The sequence below is a fragment of the Rhodococcus sp. 06-418-5 genome (assembly GCF_002258285.1).
In the GTDB taxonomy this organism is placed as follows: Bacteria; Actinomycetota; Actinomycetes; order Mycobacteriales; family Mycobacteriaceae; genus Rhodococcoides.
Genome location: NZ_NOYE01000018.1, coordinates 202,875 through 224,284, shown reverse-complemented (window position 1 = coordinate 224,284; position 21,410 = coordinate 202,875). Strand labels below are relative to the sequence as shown.

The window sequence follows — 21,410 nt, the reverse complement described above, 5'->3', positions numbered from 1 at the left end:
TACTCCATAGCCGGTCACAGTGCCCCGCAGTATCACCACAGCCCGTGTGTCACATGTCCCTGGACATCTCGTGTCTCATATGTCTCCGGACTCAACACGGACTCGGCGACGAGTTTCCGTGCACGTGCGGCGCAGCCGCTCTACTCCGGAACCGAGCTGACGGTGAACGGCTCGACGGGCTCTCCCCCACGCTTGTCGAACTGACTGTTCACCACGTACAGCCGATCGTCCATCGCTGCAACGGTTGTCGGATACGCGAACGATGCGTCGGTGATCTCGCCGGTGACCGCGCCGGTTCTTCCGTCGTCGTCGAGATCCACCTTCGCGATGAGACCGTCGCGATTGCGAACGACGTACAGCGTGTCGTCGTCCATCTCCATCCCGTCGCCGTTCATGAGTGTCGCTCCCCCGAGATCGACCTGTGTGACCTCCTTGGAAGTCTTGTCGATCCGATACAGGTTGCCGGTGCTCGACTGCACGACGATCAACGCAGATTCGTCGTCGTTCTCCACGATGCCGTTGGCGTTGAACCCCTCCCCGTACGCGAACGGAGTGCCGTCGAAGCTCACGAACGTTTCCAACGGTCCGTCCTGCGTTCCGGCGGTCATCTGTTCGGCGGGAATGCGGTACAACGCCGGGCTGCGCGAGTCGGTGACGTAGGCATCGCCGTTGTCGGCAATGGCGACGTCGTTGAGGAATGTCGCGTCTGCACCGAGACCGTTGGTGAACGTGGCCACCAGGTCACCGGATTCGGCGTCGTACACCCACACCTTGCCGGTGGCTCCACCGGCGATCACCAGGTAGTCGGCGCGATCGTCGTCATCGGTCACATCGATACCCGCAGCACCGGTGCGTCCGTCCGCGCCGCCGGGTAGGAACACCGACACATCGGGAGATCCGACGGTTCCGCGGAACACCGCTCCGTCGGACGTCGACGTCACGTAGAACGTGTCGTCCGCGGCGGTGATGCCCTCGGGGAACACTCCGCTACCGGGCAGGTCGTAGACCGTTGCGGTGCTCGAACTCGATGACGTTGCCGCCGACGAGGAGGAACCGCTCGGGGTGCTCGGTGCCGGCTCGGCCGAATCCGAGGACCCGCAGGCACTCAGCAGGAGTGTGGCAACGGCAACAGCGGGGACTACTCGGGAGACTCGGTTCACACCGTCGAGTGTTCCATATGTCTCAATTCTCGGGCATTTGTCCTGGTGAGCAGATTTTCCTGGCGTCGGTTTCGTACAGTCGTTGCCATGAGTGCCCTTTCCTCCCTTGCCGCAGCCGACAGCGACCTCGGAGGGATCGCCGGATGGGCAGTGAGTTTGATGGAGGCCATCGGCGGCCCTGGGGCCGGAATCGCCGTCGCCGCGGAGAACTTCTTCCCGCCCCTTCCCAGCGAGATCATCCTCCCTCTCGCCGGGTTCACCGCGTCGCAGGGCGGCATGACGCTGCTGAGTGCGTTGTTCTGGACGACGGCAGGCTCGGTGATCGGCGCACTCGTCCTGTACTGGCTCGGCATCAAGCTCGGCCGCGATCGGATGTATGCCATCGTCGAGAAGATGCCGTTCGTCGGCACCGAGGATCTGACCAAGGCAGAGGACTGGTTCACCCGTCACGGTCGGTCGGCAGTGTTCTTCGGCCGCATGATCCCGGTCGTCCGTTCGGGCATATCCATCCCGGCCGGCGTGTCCCGGATGCCGATTCTGCAGTTCACCCTGTACACCACTCTCGGCAGCCTGATCTGGAACTCGATCTTTGTACTCGCCGGCTACTTCCTCGGCGAGAACTGGCATTACGTGGAGAACTACGCCTCGGTGTTCCAGTACGTCGTCATCGGCGTAGTCGTCGCGCTGATCGCCTGGTTCGTGGTGAAGAAGATCAAGTCCAGACGCGTCGAGGTGCAATAGCCGCTTACAGATCGTCGATGTCGATGAACCCGTCCTGCAGCGCACGCACCAGCAACGTCGCCTTGGTCGGTGCAGTTCGCCCCACCGCCGTGTATTTCGCTCTGATGCGAGTCAGATGTGTGTTGACGGTTCCCATCGACAGATAGAGCGAACGCGACGCCTGCGCTTTGGAATCCGAGATGAGCCAGGCCGTGAGTACTTCGATTTCACGAGCGCTGAGCCGGGGGTCGGGTGCGTCGCCGACGCGGATATCGAGCACTGTCATGGAGATCCTTGATGTCGGGCACCGCCGCTGTCCCGGTGGCGCGAACACGGCCAATGACACCGCAACCGCTCCGCTGGGTCACTCCGAGGAATGACCGAGGTCGCTCTCACCTGAGAGTGAATACTGTCGCCCGCGACCTCGATCTTGTCCCCACCTGGGTAAAGTCCGCCTCTATGACCGAGCTCGACGCGACCGCCGCCCACTTCGTCGAGGCGGGTGTGTCATTGCTGATCGCACATCCGCGCAAGATCCTCGAACGCGGACTGCGCATCGAGGACGTCGTCCACGAGACCGACTCGTCGACGGCGACGTTCTTCCGCAAGTTCAAGACCAAATCCGACTTCCTCACCGCGGTCGTCGAACATTTGTCCCGTACTCCTCCACCGGTCGACATCCACGACATCGTTCGCGCGCAGATGACGAACAGCGGCGCGTCGATTCGCGCATCGGTGTCGGCGCTCGTCGCGGACCACTTCCCGGCAATCGTCGACCGGAAGAGCACTACCGCGTCTCTTCTCGACCATGTTTTCCGCGGACCCGCTTCCGCGGCACTCGCCGCTGAGTACCGCATGCGTGACGACGCCGCGCTCGACGCATTCGAGGTGCTGTTCGCTCCCGACGGTGGAGCCTTTCGCCGTCCCTTCACGGCCCGATCGTTCGCCGTGACGGTCAATGCCGTCGTGGACGGCTTTCGCATCCGCAGTCAGGTCGACGCCGCTTCCGTATCGGCCGATGTGTTGTCCGATGCGCTGCTCGCCTTCCTCGGGGCCGTCGTCGACACGTCGGGGCATCATCAGCACCTCGATGACGTCGTGGGGGAAGTCGGTGTCTCGGGCGAGGAGCGGCCGCTGCCCCGCGATCCGCGTGCTGCGATCGTCACCGCTGCGCGCGACGAGTTCGGAAAGCGTGGCTACTTCATGACGCGAATGGACGACGTCGCCGATATCGCGGGAGTGCCGAGGGCGGCGTGTAAGACACTGTTTCCGACCAAACCGTCCGTCATCGTTGCAGCACTGCAGAGTCGAGTCGATCGCCTTCGCGAGTCGGTGGCCGACGACCAGTTGCTGGGCCTCGACGAGCTCACGATTCTGCGGAATCACATGCTGCGGTGCGCGCAACTCGCCGCCGACGAACTCGAGTTCATGGACGCTCTCCTCGTCGCCGTCGCACACGACACCTACGGCGAGCCGGAGGGGCTGATCTCGATCAAGGAGAAGCTCAACCTGCCGGCGATCATTGCACCGGTCATCGCGCGAGGACAGGACACCGGCGTCTTCCGAACGAGCTCGAGCCCAGTGGATCTCGCTGCCGGAATCACCAACACTCTGCTGATGCGATGCTTCACCCGACGACAGAACAGCCCGCATGACAACGCGACGTTCGTCGGTGAACTTCTCCTCGACGGACTCGGTACGCACTGAACATCGACCGGCCGTGTGTCATCGAACGCCGGATCCCGCCGGCGAGGTGATCGGGGGCTGCCAGGATGTCATCTGGCTGCTACACCCGGCACGATTAGCAAAACGAATGGTATGAATGTTGCGCGACATTCGTCGCTAATGCGGCGAACGAAGCGAGGGTCATGAACGGGGACACGCAGCCCACCGAACGCAATCGTTCCGCGCTGCTGAACACACTCGTCCTCGTATCGATAGTGGCACTCGGTGTAGTCGCAGCGGGACTGACCGCTCCGGCCGAGGAGCCTGAATTGACCTCGTTACCAACGACATCGGCGACACCCGTTCCGGAGCCTCCGCAGCAGGAATACGTGGTGGTCACCCCGGAGGTCGACGCGTCGGCAAGCATTCCGGGGTGCGACACCGTCGAGCCTCCGAGCGAATCCTCATCCCTCGCCTTCTTGACCTCGGGCGATGAATCGTACGACAATCCCGCGGCCCCCTGGTACAGCGGACCCCGAGCGCACCTCATGTCCGAGGCGTTGATGGCAGCACTTCCCTCCGCGATCTCGTCGACCACGTCCATGTACTTCGGCCCGATACCCGCGTCGAGCGAATCCGAGGATTTCGTCCTCGATTCGGCGCACGCATCCACCCCACTGGCCTCGCGTAGCGAGTCCGACTATCTCAGTGTCGGTGTCGGCCCGGCAGACTCGGCCGAACCACCACCGTGCGTGGCAGGCCAAGTCGATGAGCGACGGAGTCTGCCAGACGGAACGGTGCTGGACACCGACGACACGTGGCGCGAAACCAACGGTCAGAGGTCCTACTCCCGGACGGCCACCGCGTACACGCCGGACGGGTCCGTCGTCTCCGCCTCGGTTTCCGGCGGGAACGACCCGGACACGTTGAAACTGACGCTCGACGACCTGGTCCGAATAGCCGCCGACCCTGCCCTCAGGATCACTGCTCCCATCCCTGCCGGAACACCGGGCAATGCCGCCGACTGCTACGCAGGCTGGGGTGTCGGCTGGGACGACTCACCGACGCCGTCGTTCTCCCGCGAAGAGATTCGAACGCTCAACGACGCTCTCCGTCGGGCAGACGCGGCGGCGCTCGCTCCGACACCACCGTTGGGTGCGTTGCACACCAGTGAATTCGGTTCCGGGCTGTGTCAGGCAGTGAACAGCACTGCCGGTCAACTCACGATCAGCGTTGCTCGGGCCACGCCCGACCTCGAATCCGATTCGGCGACAACGGAGGAGCCCCAGCTGGTCTCACCGAACGAATACGGGCCGGGTTCCTCGGTCTCCGTCGCCACGCCGTCGGGGCTCGAGATCGTGGTGTATACGACACAACCGGTGCAGGATCCGGCACTGCTCGAGAACCTGGCGAACACAGCAGGATTGGACCTTCGATGATGCGATGGAACCAGAACACCACACTGGTCGTTGCGGCGATCGTCGCAACACTGTCGGTCGGTGCCTCGATAGCCGTTGTGACCCAGAACCGATCGACGACCATCAAGAAGATCACCGACTCCTCGGACGACGCACCGGGGTTGGCGTGGTCCGTCGACGCGGCGGACATGGGACTGGAGGCAGCCACCTTCGCCTCTCCGAGGACAGGTTCGATGTACGCATGGCAGGCCGGCTCGATTCTGATCGGCCACACCGCTCTGACACTGGCTGTCGTGTCCTCGGAATCCGGCAACGACGAGGCAGTCATGGTCGGAATCGACACCGCGGACGGCAGCGTTCTGTGGAAGACCCCCGCTCCGGACCTGGCCGCGTGCGCCGACGAGCCGCTCGGCGGCCGACTCGTGTGCCATCAACCGATCTGGGGTGCGACGCCGGGCTACGTCACCTTCGATCCGGAGACCGGCGAATCACGAAACTACCCCACTGATCTCGATCTTTTCGCCGTCACTGTCGCGAACGACCGCATCTACACGACGTCGGGCAACCTCGAGGACGACGACGTACTGTTGCACCGCGGAACGCTGGAGAATCCGAGCGCCGACTGGACGGTTCCACTGCATGCGTGGGCCGGATGGGAGGACGATTACGCCACCGCATTGAAGGTGGATGACGACATCGGAACCTTCGACGTCGGGGGCGACTTCTCCACGTTCGACGCCTCGACCGGACGGCAGCTCTGGAAGACGGACAGCCTCGAGGATTGTCTCGGAGCCGTGGGACGCACCGCAGGCGACCTGGCCATTGCGTCGTTGAGAGATTGTGAGGGTACAAGTACGGAATCGAAAGGGTCCGCCGCCTTCCGTTCGGACGGCACGGTCCTCGCACGATCGGACAGCCCTGTCGTACAACAACCTTCGCTGGACGAGCCCACCGACACGGCGATACCGATCGTTCTCGGTGAAACGGCCTTCGACCGCAACACCGGCGAGGAACTGTGGCGCGACGACGCCCTGTCGTACGACTTTCCCGGCGACGAACTCAACGAGCCCCGCACGTACGCCACCCTGACGCATGTCATCGGCCATGTCGGGTTGCTGCAGGCATCCAATGGCACCACCGCGATCGACCTGCGAGACGGCGAGCACCTGTGGCAGGCCGAGCTGAACGGCAGCATCATCGGGCGCGACAACGATCTGGTGTTGACCTCGGCCGGAACAGATCTCTCCGCGGTCGACGTGACCACCGGTGGGACCGAGTGGACTGCATCGACGTCGATGATGTTTCCGGACGACGAGTCGATGAGCTTCGAGCTGTTGGTCGACGCAACCGAGGGCGGATATCTGGTGCAGTCCGGATCGAAATTGGCGATGCTGCAACCACTCCCCTGATTCAGTTCTTCGATACGCGGTACCGGCCGCCTTTGACGACGAACACCACGTATCCCAGAACGGCCAGCAGGTACAGCGCCGTCGGGACGGCGAGAACCCAGACGCCGACCGAGTCGCCCGTCGTTGCACCCGCAACGCCGGTGATCCAGGCGAACAGCAATGCCGTTGCCGCACCGATCCACTCGAGGTCCTCGGCCATCTTTCGGTTCAGCTCGGGTCGGTTCTCGGCGGCAGTCCAATACTCGTGCATCGTCCGGCTCGGCAGATTCACCATGGACCCCGGAACCTTGGGGAACCACCACCCGATGCTCGCGAACAACCCGATGATCGCGAATCCGATGCCGCCCATCGTGAGCAGGAAGGACAGCTTCGACTCCATGCGATCGACCTGACCGGACCCGTCGAAGTGCGCGGGCACTTGATCCCCCGCAGTGACGGCGACCCAGATCAGAGCGACGATGAACGCCAGAGTTGACAGCAGTAGGGCCGCACGCGAGAGCTTCATCCCAGTCGACTTTAATGCCTTCGGCAGTGGTGTGGTTGAGTGCCGTAGAAGGAACTTGTTCGCACCACCGCCGGAGGCATCGATGCCCAACAACGAGTTCGGGGACTTCCAGACCCCGATCGAGTTGGCACGTGCGTTGGTGAACACCCTGCCTCGACGGCAGTGGACTCGTGTCCTGGAACCCACGTGTGGTGTCGGGAACTTCTTGTCGGTCATCGGTGAGCGTCACCCCGACACAGAACGGGTCGGAATCGAAGTGCAGCCCGAGTACGCCGCGGCAGCATCGATATTCGGCAGGGTGATCACAGCATCGATCTTCGATTTCGACCTGGCGCGCGACATCGCATGGACGTCGGAGTCGGGCCCGACCCTCGTCGTCGGCAACCCACCGTGGGTGACCAACTCACAGCTGTCGGTTCTGGGTTCCAACAACAGACCGGCTCGTGCGAACATCGGGAACGTGCGCGGCATCGATGCGATCACCGGAAGCTCGAATTTCGATGTTGCGGAGTTCATTTGGATCAAGTTGCTCACCGAGTTCGCAGATCGCCCGGTCACCGTTGCGATGATCTGCAAAACCCAGGTAGCTCGAAACGTCCTGTTGCACTGCGCTCGGCACGGCCTTCCGATCACCGGTTCGAGTCTGCGCCCCATCGACGCCAAGAAGTGGTTCGACGCCGGAGTCGATGCCTGCTGGTTCGTGGTCGAACTCGGAACCGGTGCAACCGACCACACCGCGCAGATGTATTCGAGCATGGACGCACTGCACCCCAGCAGCAGGATCGGAGTGGTCGACGGACAACTCGTCGCGGACGTCGACGCCTACGAGCGAAGCAAGCAGTTCGATGGCATCAGTCCATTGATGTGGCGTCAGGGCATCAAACACGATGCGTCTGCCGTCATGGAACTGGCCGAGAACGACGGCCCACGAACCAAACTCGGAGCTACGGTCGACGTCGAGACAGACTTCCTGTTTCCCCTGTTCAAATGCACCGACGTCTATCGCGACAAGTTGAGCGTGGTCTCGCGATGGATGATCGTGCCGCAATCCCACACCGGTGACGACACCGCACAGTTGGCGGACAGCGCACCGAAGTTGTGGAAGTACCTGACCGACAACGCGACAGCTCTCGATGGCCGGAAGTCGTCGATCTACCGAAATCGCGCCCGGTTCTGCATCTTCGGTGTCGGGCCGTACACGTTTGCGCCCTACAAGATCGCGATCTCCGGATTCCACAAGATTCCGCAGTTCAGGATGGTCGGCCCCTACGACGGAAAACCTGCGGTGTTCGACGACGCCACCTATCTACTGCCATTCGAGGACCCAGCGGCATGCGCCGTCGCCCATGCACTGTTGACCGGACCGGAAGCGACTGATCTCATCGCGGCCCTCGCATTCTGGGACAGCAAGCGACCGGTGACGAAGAAGCTGCTCCAACGCATCGACCTGAGCGCCATCGCACGTACAACCGACCGGCGCACACTGCGGGACCGGGTGCGAGATGTGCACACGGACAGCAGTTCGATCGATCAGGCGATCGACGACTTCACAGATCGGACTTGATCGTCTCGGCCAGTCGGTCGAGGAATTCGTCGTTACGTTTGTAGTGCACCCAGGGGCCGATCTTGGTGCTTGTCACCAGCTGCGCGCGTTGCAGCACGGCCATGTACTGCGAGGCTGTGGACTGCGAAACACCCGCCCGCGATCGAATGTGCTTGAGGCACACTCCCACGTCCTCGGCGGGCTCGAGCTGGGGCGGAAAGTCAGTGGGATCCTTGAGCCACCGCATGATCGCCAATCGCGCGGGATTGCTCAGCGCACCGAACACCGCCGCGAGCTCTGCGGGGTCCAGTTCGTCAGCCACCCTCGAAGCCTACTCCAATATCGCAATATCCCGATATGTGGTCTACTAATGACATCGCAATATCGCGATATCTAGATAGGAGAAGTTCATGTCACGCGTAGCAGTGGTAGTGGGAGCCAACGGAGTGATCGGCGGTAACTTGGTCGATCACCTGCAGCGAACAGGTGATTGGGACATCGTCGGGCTCTCACGCCGCGGCGGTATCGACGACGGACGCGTCCGGCACATCGCGGTGGATCTGCTCGACGCCGACGAGACGCACCGCAGACTGGCCGAGCTCACCGACGTCACGCACATCTTCTACGCCGCGTATCAGGAGAGACCGAGCTGGGCCGAACTCGTCGCCCCCAATCTCTCGATGCTCGTCAACGTGGTCACGGCCATCGAGGACAGTTCACCGGACCTCGAGCACGTGAGTCTGATGCAGGGATACAAGGTGTACGGCGCACACCTGGGGCCCTTCAAAACCCCGGCGCGAGAATCCGATCCGCCCCACATGCCGCCCGAGTTCAACGTCGATCAGCAGCAGTTTCTCGAGGCGCGGCAATTCGGCAAGCGGTGGACCTGGTCGGCCATCCGGCCATCGGTGGTGTGCGGTGTCGCTCTGGGGAACCCGATGAACCTGGCCACCGTCATCGCCGTGTACGCCACCATGTGCGCGAAACTGGGCGTCCCCATGCGGTTTCCGGGAAAGCCCGGTGCCTTCGGCGCGCTGCTCGAGATGACCGACGCATCGTTGCTCGCCGAGGCGACGGTATGGGCGGCCACCACGCCGACCTGCGCCAATCAGGCGTTCAACATCACCAACGGCGACCTGTTTCGCTGGAGCGAGATGTGGCCGCGCATCGCGGGTCTGTTCGACCTCGACACCGCAACTCCGTTACCGATGTCCCTGGCGGACGTCATGGCAGACAAGGAGCCGCTGTGGGATTCCATCGTCGCCGAGCACGGACTGCAGTCGACTCCGTATTCCGACGTCTCTTCCTGGGCATTCGGTGATTTCGTGTTCTCCTGGGATTACGACGTCATCGCCGACGGTTCCAAGGCCCGTCGCATGGGATTTCACCGCTTCGTCGACACCGAGGCCATGTTCGCCGGGATCTTCGCCGAGCTACGCAGCCGGCGAATCATTCCGTGAGGAGCCACCCTGCGTGCCGTGTAGGTGAGCCGGATAGTTTGAATCGGCACCAACGCCGATCGAGACCTACGGGAGAACAATGCATCCGTTCGACACAGCAGTGGCACTCGAGACCGTTTCCGACGGCACTTACCGCGGTAGGACGTCGGCACCGTACAACAACATGGTCGGCCCGTTCGGTGGTCTCACCGCCGCAACGTTCGTCCGTGCCATCGAGCTGCATCCCGAATGTCTGGGTTCACCGGTCTCGCTGACGGTGAACTTCGCCGGCCCCGTCGCCGAGGGTGAGTTCGATATCTCGGCGCGTGCCGTGCGCACCAACCGAAGCAATCAACACTGGTATCTCGAACTGACTCAGGGTGGCGACGTCGCCACCACCGCAACAGCAGTGTTCGGTACGAGGCGCGAGACGTGGGACACCATCGAGGCAGTGGCACCGACCGTTCCCTCCCCCGCCGAGACGCCCCGAGGCACCTTTCCCGATGCAATCGCCTGGGCACAGAACTACGAGATGCGTTTCGTGGCAGGCGCTCTGAGCGATCAGGAATCTGCGGACTCGACCGAAACCCTGTGGATTCGAGACACACCGCCGCGTCCGTTGGACTTCCCGGCACTGACATCGCTCAGCGATGTGTTCTATCCCAGGATCTTTCAGCGTCTCGGTCGCTACGTTCCGGCGGGCACCATCTCACTGACGACCCACTTCTTCGCGACGCCCGAGGATCTCGTCAGCCACTCCGACGGGTACATCCTCGGCACTGCCCGAGCGCGCCGCTTCCACCGAGGTTACTTCGACCAGACGGCCGAACTGTGGACCGGGGGCGGGACATTGCTGGCGACGAGTCACCAGGTGGTCTATTACAAGGCCTGACCGACCGACTGTTCCAGCACGCGCCGTACGGCTCCGCGCGCTCCGCTGTCCTGAAGCGACCGTTTGGCCCTCTGGTACGCGCCTCGCAGCCGAGGACTGGTCGAGAGACCCCCGAACACAGCAGGATTCGCCAGGAAGGCACCGGGGTTGTCGTGGTCTTCCCAGGACAGCCGCTGAAGATGTTCGGCATCCGCGTCGAGCATCGGCACGTCTCCGCGCTCGTAGACACCGCACCACGCTGCGAGTATCAACGCGCAGTGGTCGACGCATCGATCCCGGGCCAGCAGGTCGCGGATCACCGGCAGTACGAACTTCGGAATGCGGGCGGACGCGTCGACGATCTGCCGTTCGAGCGTGTCGCGAACGGCAAGGCTGGAAAAGCGTTGCAGCAGTTGGTCTATGTAGCCCTCGATGTCGATTCCCGGTACAGGGGCGAGGGTGGGTGCGGCCTCGTTCCGCATGTACGACGCCACGAATTCGTGCAGGTCGGGGCTGGCCATCACCTCGTGCACGTGGGTGTACTCGGCGAGTATGCCGAGGTAGCTCATCGCCTGATGGGAGCCGTTGAGCAGCCGCAGTTTCATGTGTTCGTACGGCGCGACGTCGGCGACGAGTTGCACTCCGACCTCGTCGAAGGGCGGCCGCCCGAACGAGAACGTGTCTTCGACCACCCACTGCGAGAACGATTCCGACCGTACCGGCCAGCCGTCGTCGATTCCGAAGTCGTTGCGCACGTCGTCGACGACGGCGGTCGTCGTAGCGGGGGTGATGCGGTCGACCATCGAGTTGGGAAACGCGACCGTGGTATCGATCCAGTCGGCGAGATCGGCGTCGTGATGGCGGGCGAACGAGGTCAATGCCGTTCGGGTCACCGACCCGTTGTGAACGATGTTGTCGCACGACATCACGGTGAAGGGCGGGATCCCGTGGCGTCTGCGGGTGGCGAGGGCAACGGTGAGGAAGCCGAATACACTCGACGGTACCGTGATATCCCGAAGGTCCTGCAGCACTCCGGGATCGGTGGGCGCGAACGCTCCGGTGGCGTCGTCGACGCCGTAACCGGACTCGGTGATGGTCAAGGACACGATCATCGTGGCGGGCGAGCTGAGCACATCGAGCACGCCCTGCGGATCGTCGGGCGCGTAGACGAAGTCGGCGACCGAGCCGATCACCCGGGCGTCCCGTCGACCGTCCGGATCCACTGTGACGAGGGTGTAGAGGTGGTCCTGCGAGTCGAGGACGTCCCCGATCTTCCTGTCTCCCGACAACACTCCCACTCCGCACAGAGCCCAGTCGAGATGTCCGGCCGCGAGCAGCCGATCGAAGTACACCGCCTGATGTGCGCGATGGAACGCGCCGACGCCGAAATGCACCACACCGCAATGCAGTTCGTCCAAGTCGTAGGCCGGCTTCGTGACGGTCGCGGGCAGCTCTTCCAACGTCGCGCGGCGAAGCATGGTCATGACAGGTTCCTCGGGTCGAACGATTCGGATGGAATTGATGAGCGGTGGCGCTCCCGGGCATGTGCTGCCACCAGGAGCACCACCGCAGTTCGAGGTGCTACAGGTCAGCAGGACGACTTGTAGACGTACTGCGCACCGTCGCCGTCGATGTTGTCGGCGGTGATGACGTGGAAGCCGGTGGAGATCTCGGACGTGACCGGCTTGTTGTCGATCGCAGCCATGGCCTGCTCGACGCCGTCGGTGCCGATCGTGTCGGGCTGCTGGGCGATCAGTGCCTGCACTGTTCCCTCACGCAGCTGCTTGACCTGTGCGGGACCGGCATCGAATCCGACGATCTTGACCTGGTCCTGCTTGCCTGCCTGTCGGACGCCCGTCGCGGTGCCCTCGGCTGCAAAGGTATTGGCGGCGAAGATGCCGACGATGTCGGGGTCCTTGGCCAGAGCGGCCGAGACCAGACGGGCAGCTTCGGCCGGGTCGTTGTGGCTGTACTGCACTCCAAGGTAGTCGAATGCCGAATTGGCTCCTACGGCCTCTTCGAAGCCTTCGACACGCGCATCGGCGGTGGATATACCGGGGTCGGTGGAGATGACCAGAACCTTGCCGCCGGAGGGGTTGAGCTCCTGGATGGCGTTGAATGCTTCCGCTCCACCGCCCTTGTTGTCCGAGGAGATCGACGACACCGCGATGGACGGATCTTCGAGGGTGGTGTCGACGAGGACGACCTTGATGCCCGCGTTTGCCGCAGCCGCCAACGGTGCCTGCATCGCCGCGACATCGGTGGGCGCGATCAGGATGGCCGACGGCCGCGATGCGACGACGGAATCGACGATCGGCTTCTGCAGCGTGGGATCGAACTTGACCGGGCCCTGAGTGTCGACGGTGACGCCGGCGGCCTCGGCTGCAGCTTCGATTCCGCACTGCATGCTGATGTAGAACTCGTCGCCGCTCACGCCCTGGATGAAGGCGATCTTGCCGCTGCCGTCACCGCTTCCGGAGTCGGACGAGCAGCCCGCCAGAAACATGGCGGAGACCGAAGCGACACTCAGTGCAACGACGGCGGTGCGTGATGTGATCATGGTCGACTTTCTTGTAAGGGACTGTGCGGGAGGGAGTTGTGGGCCGGCCCGAGCTACGGACTTCGGGACCAGAGTTTCTTGAGCGAGCTGGGCGACTGACCTCGACTCGCTGCGTCACGACGACGCTGATCGAAGTACACGGCGGCGATGAGGACGGCGCCGACGGCGACCTGCTGCCAGAACGGCTGAACGCCGACGATGACGAATCCGTTCTGCAGCACTGCGGGAATGAAGAGTCCGACGACGGTGCCGAACATCGTGCCGATGCCACCGAACAGGCTCGTTCCGCCGATGACAACGGCCGCAATGACATTGAGGTTGGTCTGCGACTGACCCGCGATGGCGGTGGTGCCGTACTGCGAGAGCGACAGAATTCCTGCGAGTCCGGCGAGGGTGCCCGAGAGTGCGTAGATCTTGACCAGGTGCATGTCCACCTTGATGCCGACTCGACGAGCGGACTGTTCCTTCGAGCCGACGGCAAACGTGTAGAGACCGAACTTGGTGCGATGCAGCACGATTCCGAAGATGACCACCAGCACCAGGGCGATGCTCGAGATCAGCGGGATGGTGGTGGCCGGTAGATTTCCGTACCCGATCGTGTCGACCAGTACCGGTGGAACGTCTCGGATGTCGACGCCGCCGGTGATGACCTGCGAGAGCCCGAGTGCGCCGCCCAGGGTACCGAGCGTGACGATCAGTGGAGGCACATTGGCCTTGCCGATCAGAAATCCGTTGAGCAATCCCCAGCAGAGGCCGCATCCCAGGGCCACCACGATCCCGACGGCGGCGACTCCCCATCCGTCGCCACCGATGGCTGCCATGGTCTTGGCCGAGACGACACCGGAGAAGACGAGAACCGACCCGACGGAAAGGTCGATGCCGCTGGTGACGATCACGAACGTCATGCCGATCCCGAGGACGGCCAGGATGGAGACGTTCTGGATGATCTGCCGAATGTTGCCCCACTCGGGGAAACTCCCGGGAGCCATGATCGAGAACACGATGCAGATGGCTGCCAACACCAGGACGATCTGGAAGACCTGGACGCGAGCGAGGTTACGGAGCGATTCGACGAGGTCGAACGTGTGCTTCGACGGCTTCTCGCTCGGCGGCAACGGTTCGATGGATGGGGTGATGATCTGATTGCTCATCGTGTGGCTCCGGTGGTCGCGCCGGTCATCGCACCGACGAGTTCTTCCATGGTCGTGTTCTTGGCGTCGAGAGTGGCGACGCGTCTGCCCATCCGCAGCACTTGCACGCGGTCCGCGACCTCGATGACGTGTGGCATCGAGTGACTGATGAAGACCACTGCCACTCCCCGATCTGCCACCCGACGAATGGTGTCGAGTACGTTGCGGGTCTGCACCACGCCGAGCGCAGCGGTCGGTTCGTCGAGGAACACCACGCCCTTGGCCCATGCGACGGCACGTGCGATGGCGATGGCCTGCTGCTGTCCACCGGACATCGAGCCGACCGGGACGGTCAGACTGCGAACGGTGGCTCCCAGTTCGTCGAGAGCGGCCTGCGATTGCTTGCGCATCGTGGACACGTCGAGGAAACCGAGTCGGCCGAGCGGGCCTCTCGCCGGCAGCTCCCGGCCGAGGAACATGTTCTGCTGTGCGTTGAGGTGCGGCGCGAGCGCGAGATCCTGGAACACCGTCTCGATGCCGAGTTCCGCTGCCACCGTTGGGCTGTCGAGATCGACGGCGGTGCCGTCGAACAGGATCTCTCCGGTGTCGACGGCAAGGCTTCCCGAGAGCGCCTTGACCAACGTCGACTTGCCGGCACCGTTGTCGCCGATGAGGGCGACGACCTCGCCGGGGTAGATGTCGAAATCGGCGTCGTCGAGGGCGCGCACGTTTCCGAAGCTCCTCGACAATCCCCTCGCTTCGAGGATCGGTGTCGCAACAGGTGCAACGCTGGCCATGGATACTCCTAGGTCGGATCGAAAACCTTCGGGTGCGGGATGGACACCCCCACCGGTGCCCGTGCAGCTCGGTCGGTGAACGTGATCTGCGAGGCGGGTCGAGCTCCCCGCGGGGCTCGTTGTGTAAACGAGTGTGACCCACGCAACCCGCGTTGTCACGTGTTTCGCGAAAATTCATGTCACCGGTGACATGACACAAACGATGCACATGGATGGTGGCGCACTGTCGAACCACTATCGGACCGGACGGTACCGTCTCTCAGCTGCAGAAATAACCGATCTGTTCGATTTTCGAGCCGTCGGAGGTGTCCTGAGGTACCGTCCATGACACCGATGACATTGCGCCCGCTCAGCGAGCCGATGACATCGATGACATATCCATTCGGAACAGCAGAGGTAGACCCCATGGCGAAGTTCGACGGCCGGACGATCTTGGTGACCGGTGCCAGCGGAGGCATCGGCTCGGCGACGGTGCGACGGCTCGTGGCCGACGGTGCCGATGTCGTTGCCGCGGGCCAGTCGGTGGATGCATTGGACAAGCTCGCCGACGAGACCGGCGCACAACCCCTGGCCTTCGATCTGACGTCGGAAGACAGCGTGCGTGACGCCGTCTCCGGCTTGGAGCTGTACGGGGTGGTGAACTGCGCGGGCTTCGGCGGCGAGATCGCGACGCCTCAGGACACCGACATCTCGATCTTCGACAAGGTCATCGCCATCAACGCGCGCGGCGCTCTGCTCGTCATCAAGTACACCGTCCCCGCGATGATCGCCGCCGGTGTCGGATCGATCGTCAACGTCTCGAGCCAGGCCAGTCTCGTCGCGCTGACAGGACACGTCTCATACGGTTCCTCGAAAGCAGCCCTGGACAACATCACTCGCGTCTCGGCCCTCGAACTCGGCCGCCACGGAATCCGGGTCAACGGAGTCAATCCGACCGTCGTGATGACGGAGATGTCCGCGTTCTACTGGGGTCGTCCGGAGATCGAGGAGCCGTTCCTGGCACAGATGCCGTTGGGTCGCTGGGCCACCGAGGACGAGATTGCCGCGCCGATTGCCTTCTTGTTGAGCGATGATGCTTCCATGGTGACGGGAGTGTCGTTGCCGGTGGACGGCGGCTACACCAGTCGATGACGAGCGGACGACGAGCAGACGGGGGTAGATCATGACCACGATGCAGGATGTCGCGGCGCTGGCCAGAGTCAGCGCCAAGACCGTCTCACGGGTGTACAACAACGACCCGCACGTCGACCCCGACACGCGCGCTCGCGTCACCGATGCCCTGAACTCGCTCAATTACGTTCCGAACACGATGGCGACGTCGTTTCGCAACGGTCAAGCCGCGGCGATCGGTGTGGCCGTGCCCGACATCGACGATCCGTTCTTCTCCTCCATCGCACGCGCGGTGGAGGAGCGCGCCCGTGAGGACGACATGGCCGTGCTGGTCACCAGCCTGGGCCACGACGGTGATCAGGAGCAGGCGCTGGTCGAGTCACTGTTGCGGAGGCAGTTGAGCGGCTTGATCATTGCACCCACGGGTGCCGACCACGGCTATCTGGAGCGGTGGATCGACAAGACTCCCACGGTCTTCGTCGATCGCGGACCCGATGGCCTCAAGGCCGACAGCTTCGTCGACGACGATCACGGTGGGGCGGTGCTGGCCACCGATCATCTGCTACGACTCGGCCACACTCGGATCGCGGTCATCGGCGACAGTGCCAACATTCCTACCAGCCGAAATCGGCTGAAGGGGTATCGAGAGTCGTTGCAGGCCCGAGGAATCGAGTTCGACGAATCCCTCGTTGCGCTCGGCGTCATGGGCCGCGACGATGCACGCAGCGCCCTGACCGCACTGACCGCGCTCGACGATCCACCGACAGCGCTGTTTCTCTCCAACGCACGCGTGGCCATGGCATGTGTCCCCGTTCTGCAGCAGATGAACTTGCTGCATCTGGCGTTCGTCGGATTCGGCGACTTTCCCCTTGCCGATGCCGTGATGCCACCGGTGACGGTGATCGACCAGAATCCTGCTCGGCTGGGCCGGTTGGCCATCGAGCGGCTACTGGGCCGAATCGAGAATCCCGGCAAGCGCTTCAAGCGGCGCAACATACTCGGGGTCGAGCTGATCGAACGTCGATCGTGCACGCCCGGAAGCGATCACCGCTGCACGTAGCCCTCGAGAGTTCCCGCGACCAGCTCTACCTGCTGCTCGGTGGACAGCTCGGCATCGACCCGTAGATGAGGAACACGCGGCTTCTCCGCCGGAGTATCCGACGGCCGATGTGCGTCGCGCTCTGCCCCACGGGCGGCCCGTCGACGCGCCAGCAGTTCCGGCGAGCCGTCCACGTGCACGACCGACGTTGCGGCCGGTGCTAATTGCGCGATCAGCTGCTCCCATTCCGCGCCACCGGTCAGCTCACGGGTGAACGGAGCCACGAGGACCGGCCGCTGACCGATGTCCACGAGATCGGTGGCAGCGGCCAGCAATACTGCATATCGGCCGGCTCGAATCTGCTCCGAGTGCGGCCCTGGACTGTTCCAGTGCGGGCCGACCGACACCGAATCCAGCTGATCGAGAAGCGGATTCGTCAGGGTGTCGAGGTCGAGCAAGGGGATGCGGAAACGGCGCGCCAGCTCGCGTCCCAGGGTGGTCTTTCCACTCCCGGCAGCACCCGCGACGAGCAGGACCGGCAGTCGATCCCGATCGATCACGGAAACGTCTTGACAGACATGAGGCATAGCGGCAATCATACAAGACAACGTTGTCTCGCACCGTGCTACAGCGAAACGCAATCCCTCCGATCGAGAGTTCACGTGACCGAGCGCGCAAGCATCAAAGACGTCGCCGCATTGGCAGGCGTCAGCTTCAAGACCGTCTCCCGCGTCGTCAACGGCGTGGACACCGTCTTGCCCGAGTTGCGCGAACGCGTCGAGGCCGCGGTGCAGACGCTGAACTACGTCCCCAATTCGGCTGCGCGCTCGTTGAAATCGGGATCGGGCAACACCATCGGCATCGTCGTCGACTCCATCGACGACGTGTTCTTCGCTTCCCTGGTCAGTGCCGTCGAGGATCGGGCTCTCGAACACGGACTCGCCGTCATCGTCGGCAGCACCGGGTTCGACGCCCAGCGCGAACGTGACCAGCTGGCACTGCTGGCCGGTCAACACGTGCGCGGCATCATTCTCGCGCCGGTCGGCGATCACAGCGACTTCCTCGTGCCTCGGCGTCGGACATTGCCCACGGTGACCATCGACCGTTCCATCCCGGGATTCGATTCGGTCATCGTCGACGATTACGGCGCTGCCAAACGAGCCGTCGAGAAACTGGTGGAGGGCGGGCACACCCGAATTGCGTTGCTCGGCTTCGACGATCGACTGCAGACCGCGCAGTTGCGCCGTGAGGCGTATTTCGATGTTCTCGCGAACCTCGGCCAGAAGCCGGACGTGGCACTTGCTCCCCCGGTGTCGCACGCCGCCGATTCGGTACGGCCCGTGGTGAAGAAGCTACTGGCACTACGCAATCCGCCGACCGCCTTCTTCGTCGCCAACGCACGTCATGCGACGGCCGTGGTATCGGTGCTGCACGAGATGGATCGCACCGACGTGGCGATGGTCTCGTTCGGTAATTTCTCGCTCGCCGATGCCGTCAGTCCATCGGTGACGTGCATCGACCAAGACCCGTATCGCATCGGCACACTCGCGTTCGATCGGCTGGTGCAGCGTTTCGACGATCCCTACCTCGAACCGGAGCAACAGGTCGCGCCCACCACGTTGGTGGAAAGACTCTCGCATGCACTCCCCCTACCCGTACAGAAATGAGACCAACTCCGTGAACCCCAGACTTGTTGCGGGACTGGACCTCGGGAGCACCGGCGTCAAAGTACTCGTCACCGACGATGCCGGCACCGAAATGCTCATCGAGCAGAGTCCGACACCGTGGCGTCACGGCCCGGGCGGTACCACCGACCTCGCGGCCGAGGACCTGCTCGCCACCATCGCGAATCTACTCGAGGCCGTCGCGCGCCGACTGCCCGAGGTGACCGGCGATCCCGCGTCGCGCATCGATGCGATCGCAGTGTCCGGAATGGGTGAGACGGGTTTCCTTCTGGATCAAGACAACGTTGTCCGAGCGCCGGCCTTCGCGTGGTTCGATCCCCGAGGGCAACAGCAGGTCGACGCACTACCCCAGGATCTACGTGACCGGTTCGCCGGGAAGACAGGCCTTCCCGTCGGTGTCCAGGTGTCGGTGGTCAAGATCGCGCACCTGCGCGACAACGGACTGAAGCTGGCCGGACTGCGATGGTTCAACCTTCCCGAGTTCGTCGTGCTGTCCCTCGGTGGCCGCGCGGTGGCCGATTACTCACTCGGTTCCCGAACCGGCCTGCTCGATCAGGACACCGGCGAGCCGTGGTCGGAAATGTTGACGCACTTGGGCGTCGGGACCGAATTCATCCCGCCTCTCGTCGATGCGGGCACGGATCTGGGAACGGCAACCGGACCCGCCCTCCCCGACGCCATCGCGGGGGCACGGTTGACCGTGGCCGGCCATGACCACCTCGTCTCCGCCGTATCGGGTGGGGCAATCCCCAACGACCGCTATCACGTGTCGATGGGAACCGCCGAGGTGCTGCTGCGAGTGCTCGACGCTCCGCTGACGCCCGATGCACGAAGCCGTCTGGCCGATCATCTGATCAATTCGGTGCGGCATGTGGTTCCGGGCCAACACGTACTCGTCGCCGGAGTCAAGACCGGGCTGTTGATGCGACGGGCGTTGCAGTTGTGCGACATCACCGACCGCGCCGGGCGTGACCTGCTCGATCAGCGGGTGTGCGCATTGCCTGCCGGTGGACCGTCCACCGACGGCGGTATCGACATCGCCGGAGCCCGCAACGACGACGGGGTTCTGTCGATCACCGTGCGGACGGACGGGGTGAACGCGGCGGAGTTGTTCCGTTCGATTCTGTTGCACGGCAACGACGAGATCGCACGGCTCATCGCCGCCCTCGACGCGGAGGTTGCCCCGGCCCGTTCCACGCTGCTCACCGGCGGCTGGGCGAGCATGGCCAGCGTTCGAGATGCCCGCGCGCAAGTGCTCCCCGATGTCTCGGTCTCCACCCGCGCCCAGGACACCGCCTACGGCGCAGCGTTGTTCGCGGCGCGACTACTGACGCTCATAGAGATCTGAGCCCACATTTCTGCAGTGAGACAACGTTGTCTCGCTCGCTCTCGACCCCAACCCAGCACCAGGAGAAAACAATGAACGAACTGACCACACTCGAACGTCGCGGAATGGCCGCCATCTCCACCGCCGACGGCAACATGCTCATCGTCGCAGGAGATCAACGCAACGGCATGAAGGCGGTCATGACGGACGCTCCCGACGGGCCCGGTTCGGTCACGTTCGAGCAGCTCGCCGACGCCAAGGCCGATCTGGTTCGCTACCTCGGCAATCACGCCCCGGCGATCCTGCTCGACCCGGAGGTCGCACTGCCCAAGATCGTCGACGAGGGTGTGCTCTCGCGGGGCACCGCGCTGGTGGTCGGCATGGACGCCTCGGGCTTCGAGGAGACCGACGGCCTGCGCTACACCCGGTACGTCGACGGCGTCACCCCGCGCGTCGTACGCGACCTGGGTGGCGATGTCGCCAAGATGCTCTTCTACATGCGTCCCGAACGGCAGGGCGTCGATTCCCGTGTCGCCGAGGAGATTCGCGACCTCGTCAAGGCGTGCTCCGCCGAAGGCCTGCTGCTCATCGTCGAAATCCTGACCTACAAGCTCGAGGGCGAATCGGACGAGGACTACAAGGCAGGCTTCGGCAAGATCATCGCCGACTCCACCCGCATCTCGGTCGAATGCGGTGCCAAGGTCCTCAAGCTCCCCTACCCCGGCTCCGCCGAGGCCTGCGCCGCCGTTACCGAAGCGGCACAGGGTGTTCCGTGGGCAGTGCTCTCGGCAGGCGTCGACCACGAGACGTTCATCGAGCAGGTACGCGTCGCTGTAGCGAACGGCGCGCGCGGCGCGATGGCCGGCCGGTCACTGTGGAAGGACAGCATGGCCGTCTCCGCCGCGACCCGCGAGGACCTGCTCACCAACCGCGCACTCCCCCGCCTGCGCGAACTGAACGAGGCCGTCGACAACTGATCCGCATTCTTCGACTGCACGTTCTTCGACCGAGTCCGGACGCACCGTCCCGGGC

General features: G+C 63.6%; 21 protein-coding genes. 12 read left to right on the top strand and 9 right to left on the bottom strand.

What is annotated here, in order from left to right:
* Positions 1 to 140: 140 nt before the first annotated feature.
* A complete protein-coding gene (locus tag CH274_RS16990; RefSeq protein ID WP_094658246.1) occupies positions 141 to 1,160 on the bottom strand; it encodes an SMP-30/gluconolactonase/LRE family protein in 1,020 nt (339 codons plus the stop codon).
* An 87-nt stretch (positions 1,161 to 1,247) separates the two neighbouring features.
* Here CH274_RS16990 and CH274_RS16985 point away from each other — a divergent pair, with 87 nt between their 5' ends.
* Positions 1,248 to 1,901: a DedA family protein gene (locus tag CH274_RS16985; protein WP_094647297.1), complete on the top strand. Its 654-nt coding sequence runs from the start codon at positions 1,248 to 1,250 to the stop codon at positions 1,899 to 1,901.
* Between the two features lie 4 nt (positions 1,902 to 1,905).
* On the opposite strand, the gene CH274_RS16980 is transcribed toward CH274_RS16985, so the two are convergent.
* On the bottom strand, positions 1,906 to 2,166 hold the full coding sequence (locus CH274_RS16980) for a LuxR C-terminal-related transcriptional regulator (protein WP_094658244.1): 261 nt from the start codon (positions 2,164 to 2,166) through the stop codon (positions 1,906 to 1,908).
* A 173-nt stretch (positions 2,167 to 2,339) separates the two neighbouring features.
* On the opposite strand from CH274_RS16980, the gene CH274_RS16975 reads away from it, so the two are divergent.
* The 3 genes from CH274_RS16975 (at position 2,340) to CH274_RS16965 (ending at position 6,372) form a co-directional block, all read left to right on the top strand.
* Positions 2,340 to 3,587, top strand: a complete 1,248-nt coding sequence (locus CH274_RS16975; protein WP_094658242.1) for a TetR family transcriptional regulator — start codon at positions 2,340 to 2,342, stop codon at positions 3,585 to 3,587.
* 161 nt (positions 3,588 to 3,748) lie between these two features.
* Positions 3,749 to 4,984 (top strand): hypothetical protein, encoded by a 1,236-nt coding sequence (locus tag CH274_RS16970; RefSeq protein WP_094658241.1) that lies wholly within the window; start codon positions 3,749 to 3,751, stop codon positions 4,982 to 4,984.
* Positions 4,981 to 6,372: an outer membrane protein assembly factor BamB family protein gene (locus tag CH274_RS16965; protein ID WP_094658239.1), complete on the top strand. Its 1,392-nt coding sequence runs from the start codon at positions 4,981 to 4,983 to the stop codon at positions 6,370 to 6,372. Before CH274_RS16970 ends, CH274_RS16965 begins: the two co-directional genes overlap by 4 nt.
* Before the next feature lies 1 nt (position 6,373).
* Here CH274_RS16965 and CH274_RS16960 read toward each other — a convergent pair whose 3' ends face one another.
* Positions 6,374 to 6,877 (bottom strand): DUF1648 domain-containing protein, encoded by a 504-nt coding sequence (locus CH274_RS16960; protein WP_094630719.1) that lies wholly within the window; start codon positions 6,875 to 6,877, stop codon positions 6,374 to 6,376.
* Between the two features lie 82 nt (positions 6,878 to 6,959).
* Between CH274_RS16960 and CH274_RS16955 the strand changes: the two genes are divergently transcribed.
* Positions 6,960 to 8,441: an SAM-dependent methyltransferase gene (locus CH274_RS16955; RefSeq protein WP_179275787.1), complete on the top strand. Its 1,482-nt coding sequence runs from the start codon at positions 6,960 to 6,962 to the stop codon at positions 8,439 to 8,441.
* Here the strand turns inward: CH274_RS16955 and CH274_RS16950 are convergent.
* Positions 8,425 to 8,742: an ArsR/SmtB family transcription factor gene (locus tag CH274_RS16950; protein ID WP_094658238.1), complete on the bottom strand. Its 318-nt coding sequence runs from the start codon at positions 8,740 to 8,742 to the stop codon at positions 8,425 to 8,427. The genes CH274_RS16955 and CH274_RS16950 overlap by 17 nt on opposite strands.
* An 88-nt stretch (positions 8,743 to 8,830) precedes the next feature.
* Here CH274_RS16950 and CH274_RS16945 point away from each other — a divergent pair, with 88 nt between their 5' ends.
* Both CH274_RS16945 and CH274_RS16940 read left to right on the top strand, forming a co-directional pair.
* Positions 8,831 to 9,880, top strand: a complete 1,050-nt coding sequence (locus CH274_RS16945) for an SDR family oxidoreductase (RefSeq protein WP_094658237.1) — start codon at positions 8,831 to 8,833, stop codon at positions 9,878 to 9,880.
* A 79-nt stretch (positions 9,881 to 9,959) separates the two neighbouring features.
* On the top strand, positions 9,960 to 10,751 hold the full coding sequence (locus tag CH274_RS16940) for an acyl-CoA thioesterase (RefSeq protein WP_094658235.1): 792 nt from the start codon (positions 9,960 to 9,962) through the stop codon (positions 10,749 to 10,751).
* Here the strand turns inward: CH274_RS16940 and CH274_RS16935 are convergent.
* From CH274_RS16935 to CH274_RS16920, 4 genes are all read right to left on the bottom strand, one after another.
* Positions 10,739 to 12,214, bottom strand: a complete 1,476-nt coding sequence (locus tag CH274_RS16935; RefSeq protein ID WP_094658233.1) for a mannitol dehydrogenase family protein — start codon at positions 12,212 to 12,214, stop codon at positions 10,739 to 10,741. The genes CH274_RS16940 and CH274_RS16935 overlap by 13 nt on opposite strands.
* A gap of 104 nt (positions 12,215 to 12,318) precedes the next feature.
* The gene (locus CH274_RS16930) at positions 12,319 to 13,290 is read right to left on the bottom strand and encodes an ABC transporter substrate-binding protein (protein WP_032395047.1); all 972 of its coding nucleotides are present in this window, start codon (positions 13,288 to 13,290) and stop codon (positions 12,319 to 12,321) included.
* Positions 13,291 to 13,343: 53 nt separating this feature from the next.
* Positions 13,344 to 14,441: an ABC transporter permease gene (locus CH274_RS16925; protein WP_082073654.1), complete on the bottom strand. Its 1,098-nt coding sequence runs from the start codon at positions 14,439 to 14,441 to the stop codon at positions 13,344 to 13,346.
* Positions 14,438 to 15,217, bottom strand: coding sequence for an ATP-binding cassette domain-containing protein (locus CH274_RS16920; protein ID WP_032395046.1), 780 nt, complete (start codon positions 15,215 to 15,217; stop codon positions 14,438 to 14,440). Before CH274_RS16920 ends, CH274_RS16925 begins: the two co-directional genes overlap by 4 nt.
* A gap of 405 nt (positions 15,218 to 15,622) precedes the next feature.
* Between CH274_RS16920 and CH274_RS16915 the strand changes: the two genes are divergently transcribed.
* Both CH274_RS16915 and CH274_RS16910 read left to right on the top strand, forming a co-directional pair.
* Complete coding sequence (locus CH274_RS16915; RefSeq protein ID WP_032395045.1) at positions 15,623 to 16,348, top strand: SDR family oxidoreductase; 726 nt, start codon at positions 15,623 to 15,625, stop codon at positions 16,346 to 16,348.
* A 31-nt stretch (positions 16,349 to 16,379) separates the two neighbouring features.
* Positions 16,380 to 17,387 (top strand): LacI family DNA-binding transcriptional regulator, encoded by a 1,008-nt coding sequence (locus tag CH274_RS16910; protein ID WP_032395044.1) that lies wholly within the window; start codon positions 16,380 to 16,382, stop codon positions 17,385 to 17,387.
* Here CH274_RS16910 and CH274_RS16905 read toward each other — a convergent pair.
* Positions 17,372 to 17,926, bottom strand: coding sequence for an AAA family ATPase (locus CH274_RS16905; protein WP_176459245.1), 555 nt, complete (start codon positions 17,924 to 17,926; stop codon positions 17,372 to 17,374). The genes CH274_RS16910 and CH274_RS16905 overlap by 16 nt on opposite strands.
* A 102-nt stretch (positions 17,927 to 18,028) precedes the next feature.
* On the opposite strand from CH274_RS16905, the gene CH274_RS16900 reads away from it, so the two are divergent.
* From CH274_RS16900 to CH274_RS16890, 3 genes are all read left to right on the top strand, one after another.
* Positions 18,029 to 19,033, top strand: a complete 1,005-nt coding sequence (locus CH274_RS16900) for a LacI family DNA-binding transcriptional regulator (RefSeq protein WP_032395043.1) — start codon at positions 18,029 to 18,031, stop codon at positions 19,031 to 19,033.
* 10 nt (positions 19,034 to 19,043) lie between these two features.
* A complete protein-coding gene (locus CH274_RS16895; protein WP_218829221.1) occupies positions 19,044 to 20,399 on the top strand; it encodes an FGGY-family carbohydrate kinase in 1,356 nt (451 codons plus the stop codon).
* Positions 20,400 to 20,470: 71 nt separating this feature from the next.
* Entirely contained in the window at positions 20,471 to 21,355 is an 885-nt protein-coding gene (locus tag CH274_RS16890; protein ID WP_094630728.1) for a tagatose-bisphosphate aldolase, read from the top strand.
* The last annotated feature ends 55 nt before the right edge of the window (positions 21,356 to 21,410 follow it).

What these genes read in the sequence shown, in the direction of transcription:
- CH274_RS16955 (WP_179275787.1), top strand. Translation starts at nt 6,960, where the DNA reads ATGCCCAACAACGAGTTCGGGGACTTCCAGACCCCGATCGAGTTGGCA.
- CH274_RS16915 (WP_032395045.1), top strand. Translation starts at nt 15,623, where the DNA reads ATGGCGAAGTTCGACGGCCGGACGATCTTGGTGACCGGTGCCAGCGGA.
- CH274_RS16910 (WP_032395044.1), top strand. Translation starts at nt 16,380, where the DNA reads ATGACCACGATGCAGGATGTCGCGGCGCTGGCCAGAGTCAGCGCCAAG.
- CH274_RS16935 (WP_094658233.1), bottom strand. Translation starts at nt 12,214, where the DNA reads ATGACCATGCTTCGCCGCGCGACGTTGGAAGAGCTGCCCGCGACCGTC.
- CH274_RS16920 (WP_032395046.1), bottom strand. Translation starts at nt 15,217, where the DNA reads ATGGCCAGCGTTGCACCTGTTGCGACACCGATCCTCGAAGCGAGGGGA.
- CH274_RS16960 (WP_094630719.1), bottom strand. Translation starts at nt 6,877, where the DNA reads ATGAAGCTCTCGCGTGCGGCCCTACTGCTGTCAACTCTGGCGTTCATC.
- CH274_RS16970 (WP_094658241.1), top strand. Translation starts at nt 3,749, where the DNA reads ATGAACGGGGACACGCAGCCCACCGAACGCAATCGTTCCGCGCTGCTG.
- CH274_RS16890 (WP_094630728.1), top strand. Translation starts at nt 20,471, where the DNA reads ATGAACGAACTGACCACACTCGAACGTCGCGGAATGGCCGCCATCTCC.
- CH274_RS16940 (WP_094658235.1), top strand. Translation starts at nt 9,960, where the DNA reads ATGCATCCGTTCGACACAGCAGTGGCACTCGAGACCGTTTCCGACGGC.
- CH274_RS16985 (WP_094647297.1), top strand. Translation starts at nt 1,248, where the DNA reads ATGAGTGCCCTTTCCTCCCTTGCCGCAGCCGACAGCGACCTCGGAGGG.
- CH274_RS16965 (WP_094658239.1), top strand. Translation starts at nt 4,981, where the DNA reads ATGATGCGATGGAACCAGAACACCACACTGGTCGTTGCGGCGATCGTC.
- CH274_RS16980 (WP_094658244.1), bottom strand. Translation starts at nt 2,166, where the DNA reads ATGACAGTGCTCGATATCCGCGTCGGCGACGCACCCGACCCCCGGCTC.
- CH274_RS16975 (WP_094658242.1), top strand. Translation starts at nt 2,340, where the DNA reads ATGACCGAGCTCGACGCGACCGCCGCCCACTTCGTCGAGGCGGGTGTG.
- CH274_RS16925 (WP_082073654.1), bottom strand. Translation starts at nt 14,441, where the DNA reads ATGAGCAATCAGATCATCACCCCATCCATCGAACCGTTGCCGCCGAGC.
- CH274_RS16930 (WP_032395047.1), bottom strand. Translation starts at nt 13,290, where the DNA reads ATGATCACATCACGCACCGCCGTCGTTGCACTGAGTGTCGCTTCGGTC.
- CH274_RS16945 (WP_094658237.1), top strand. Translation starts at nt 8,831, where the DNA reads ATGTCACGCGTAGCAGTGGTAGTGGGAGCCAACGGAGTGATCGGCGGT.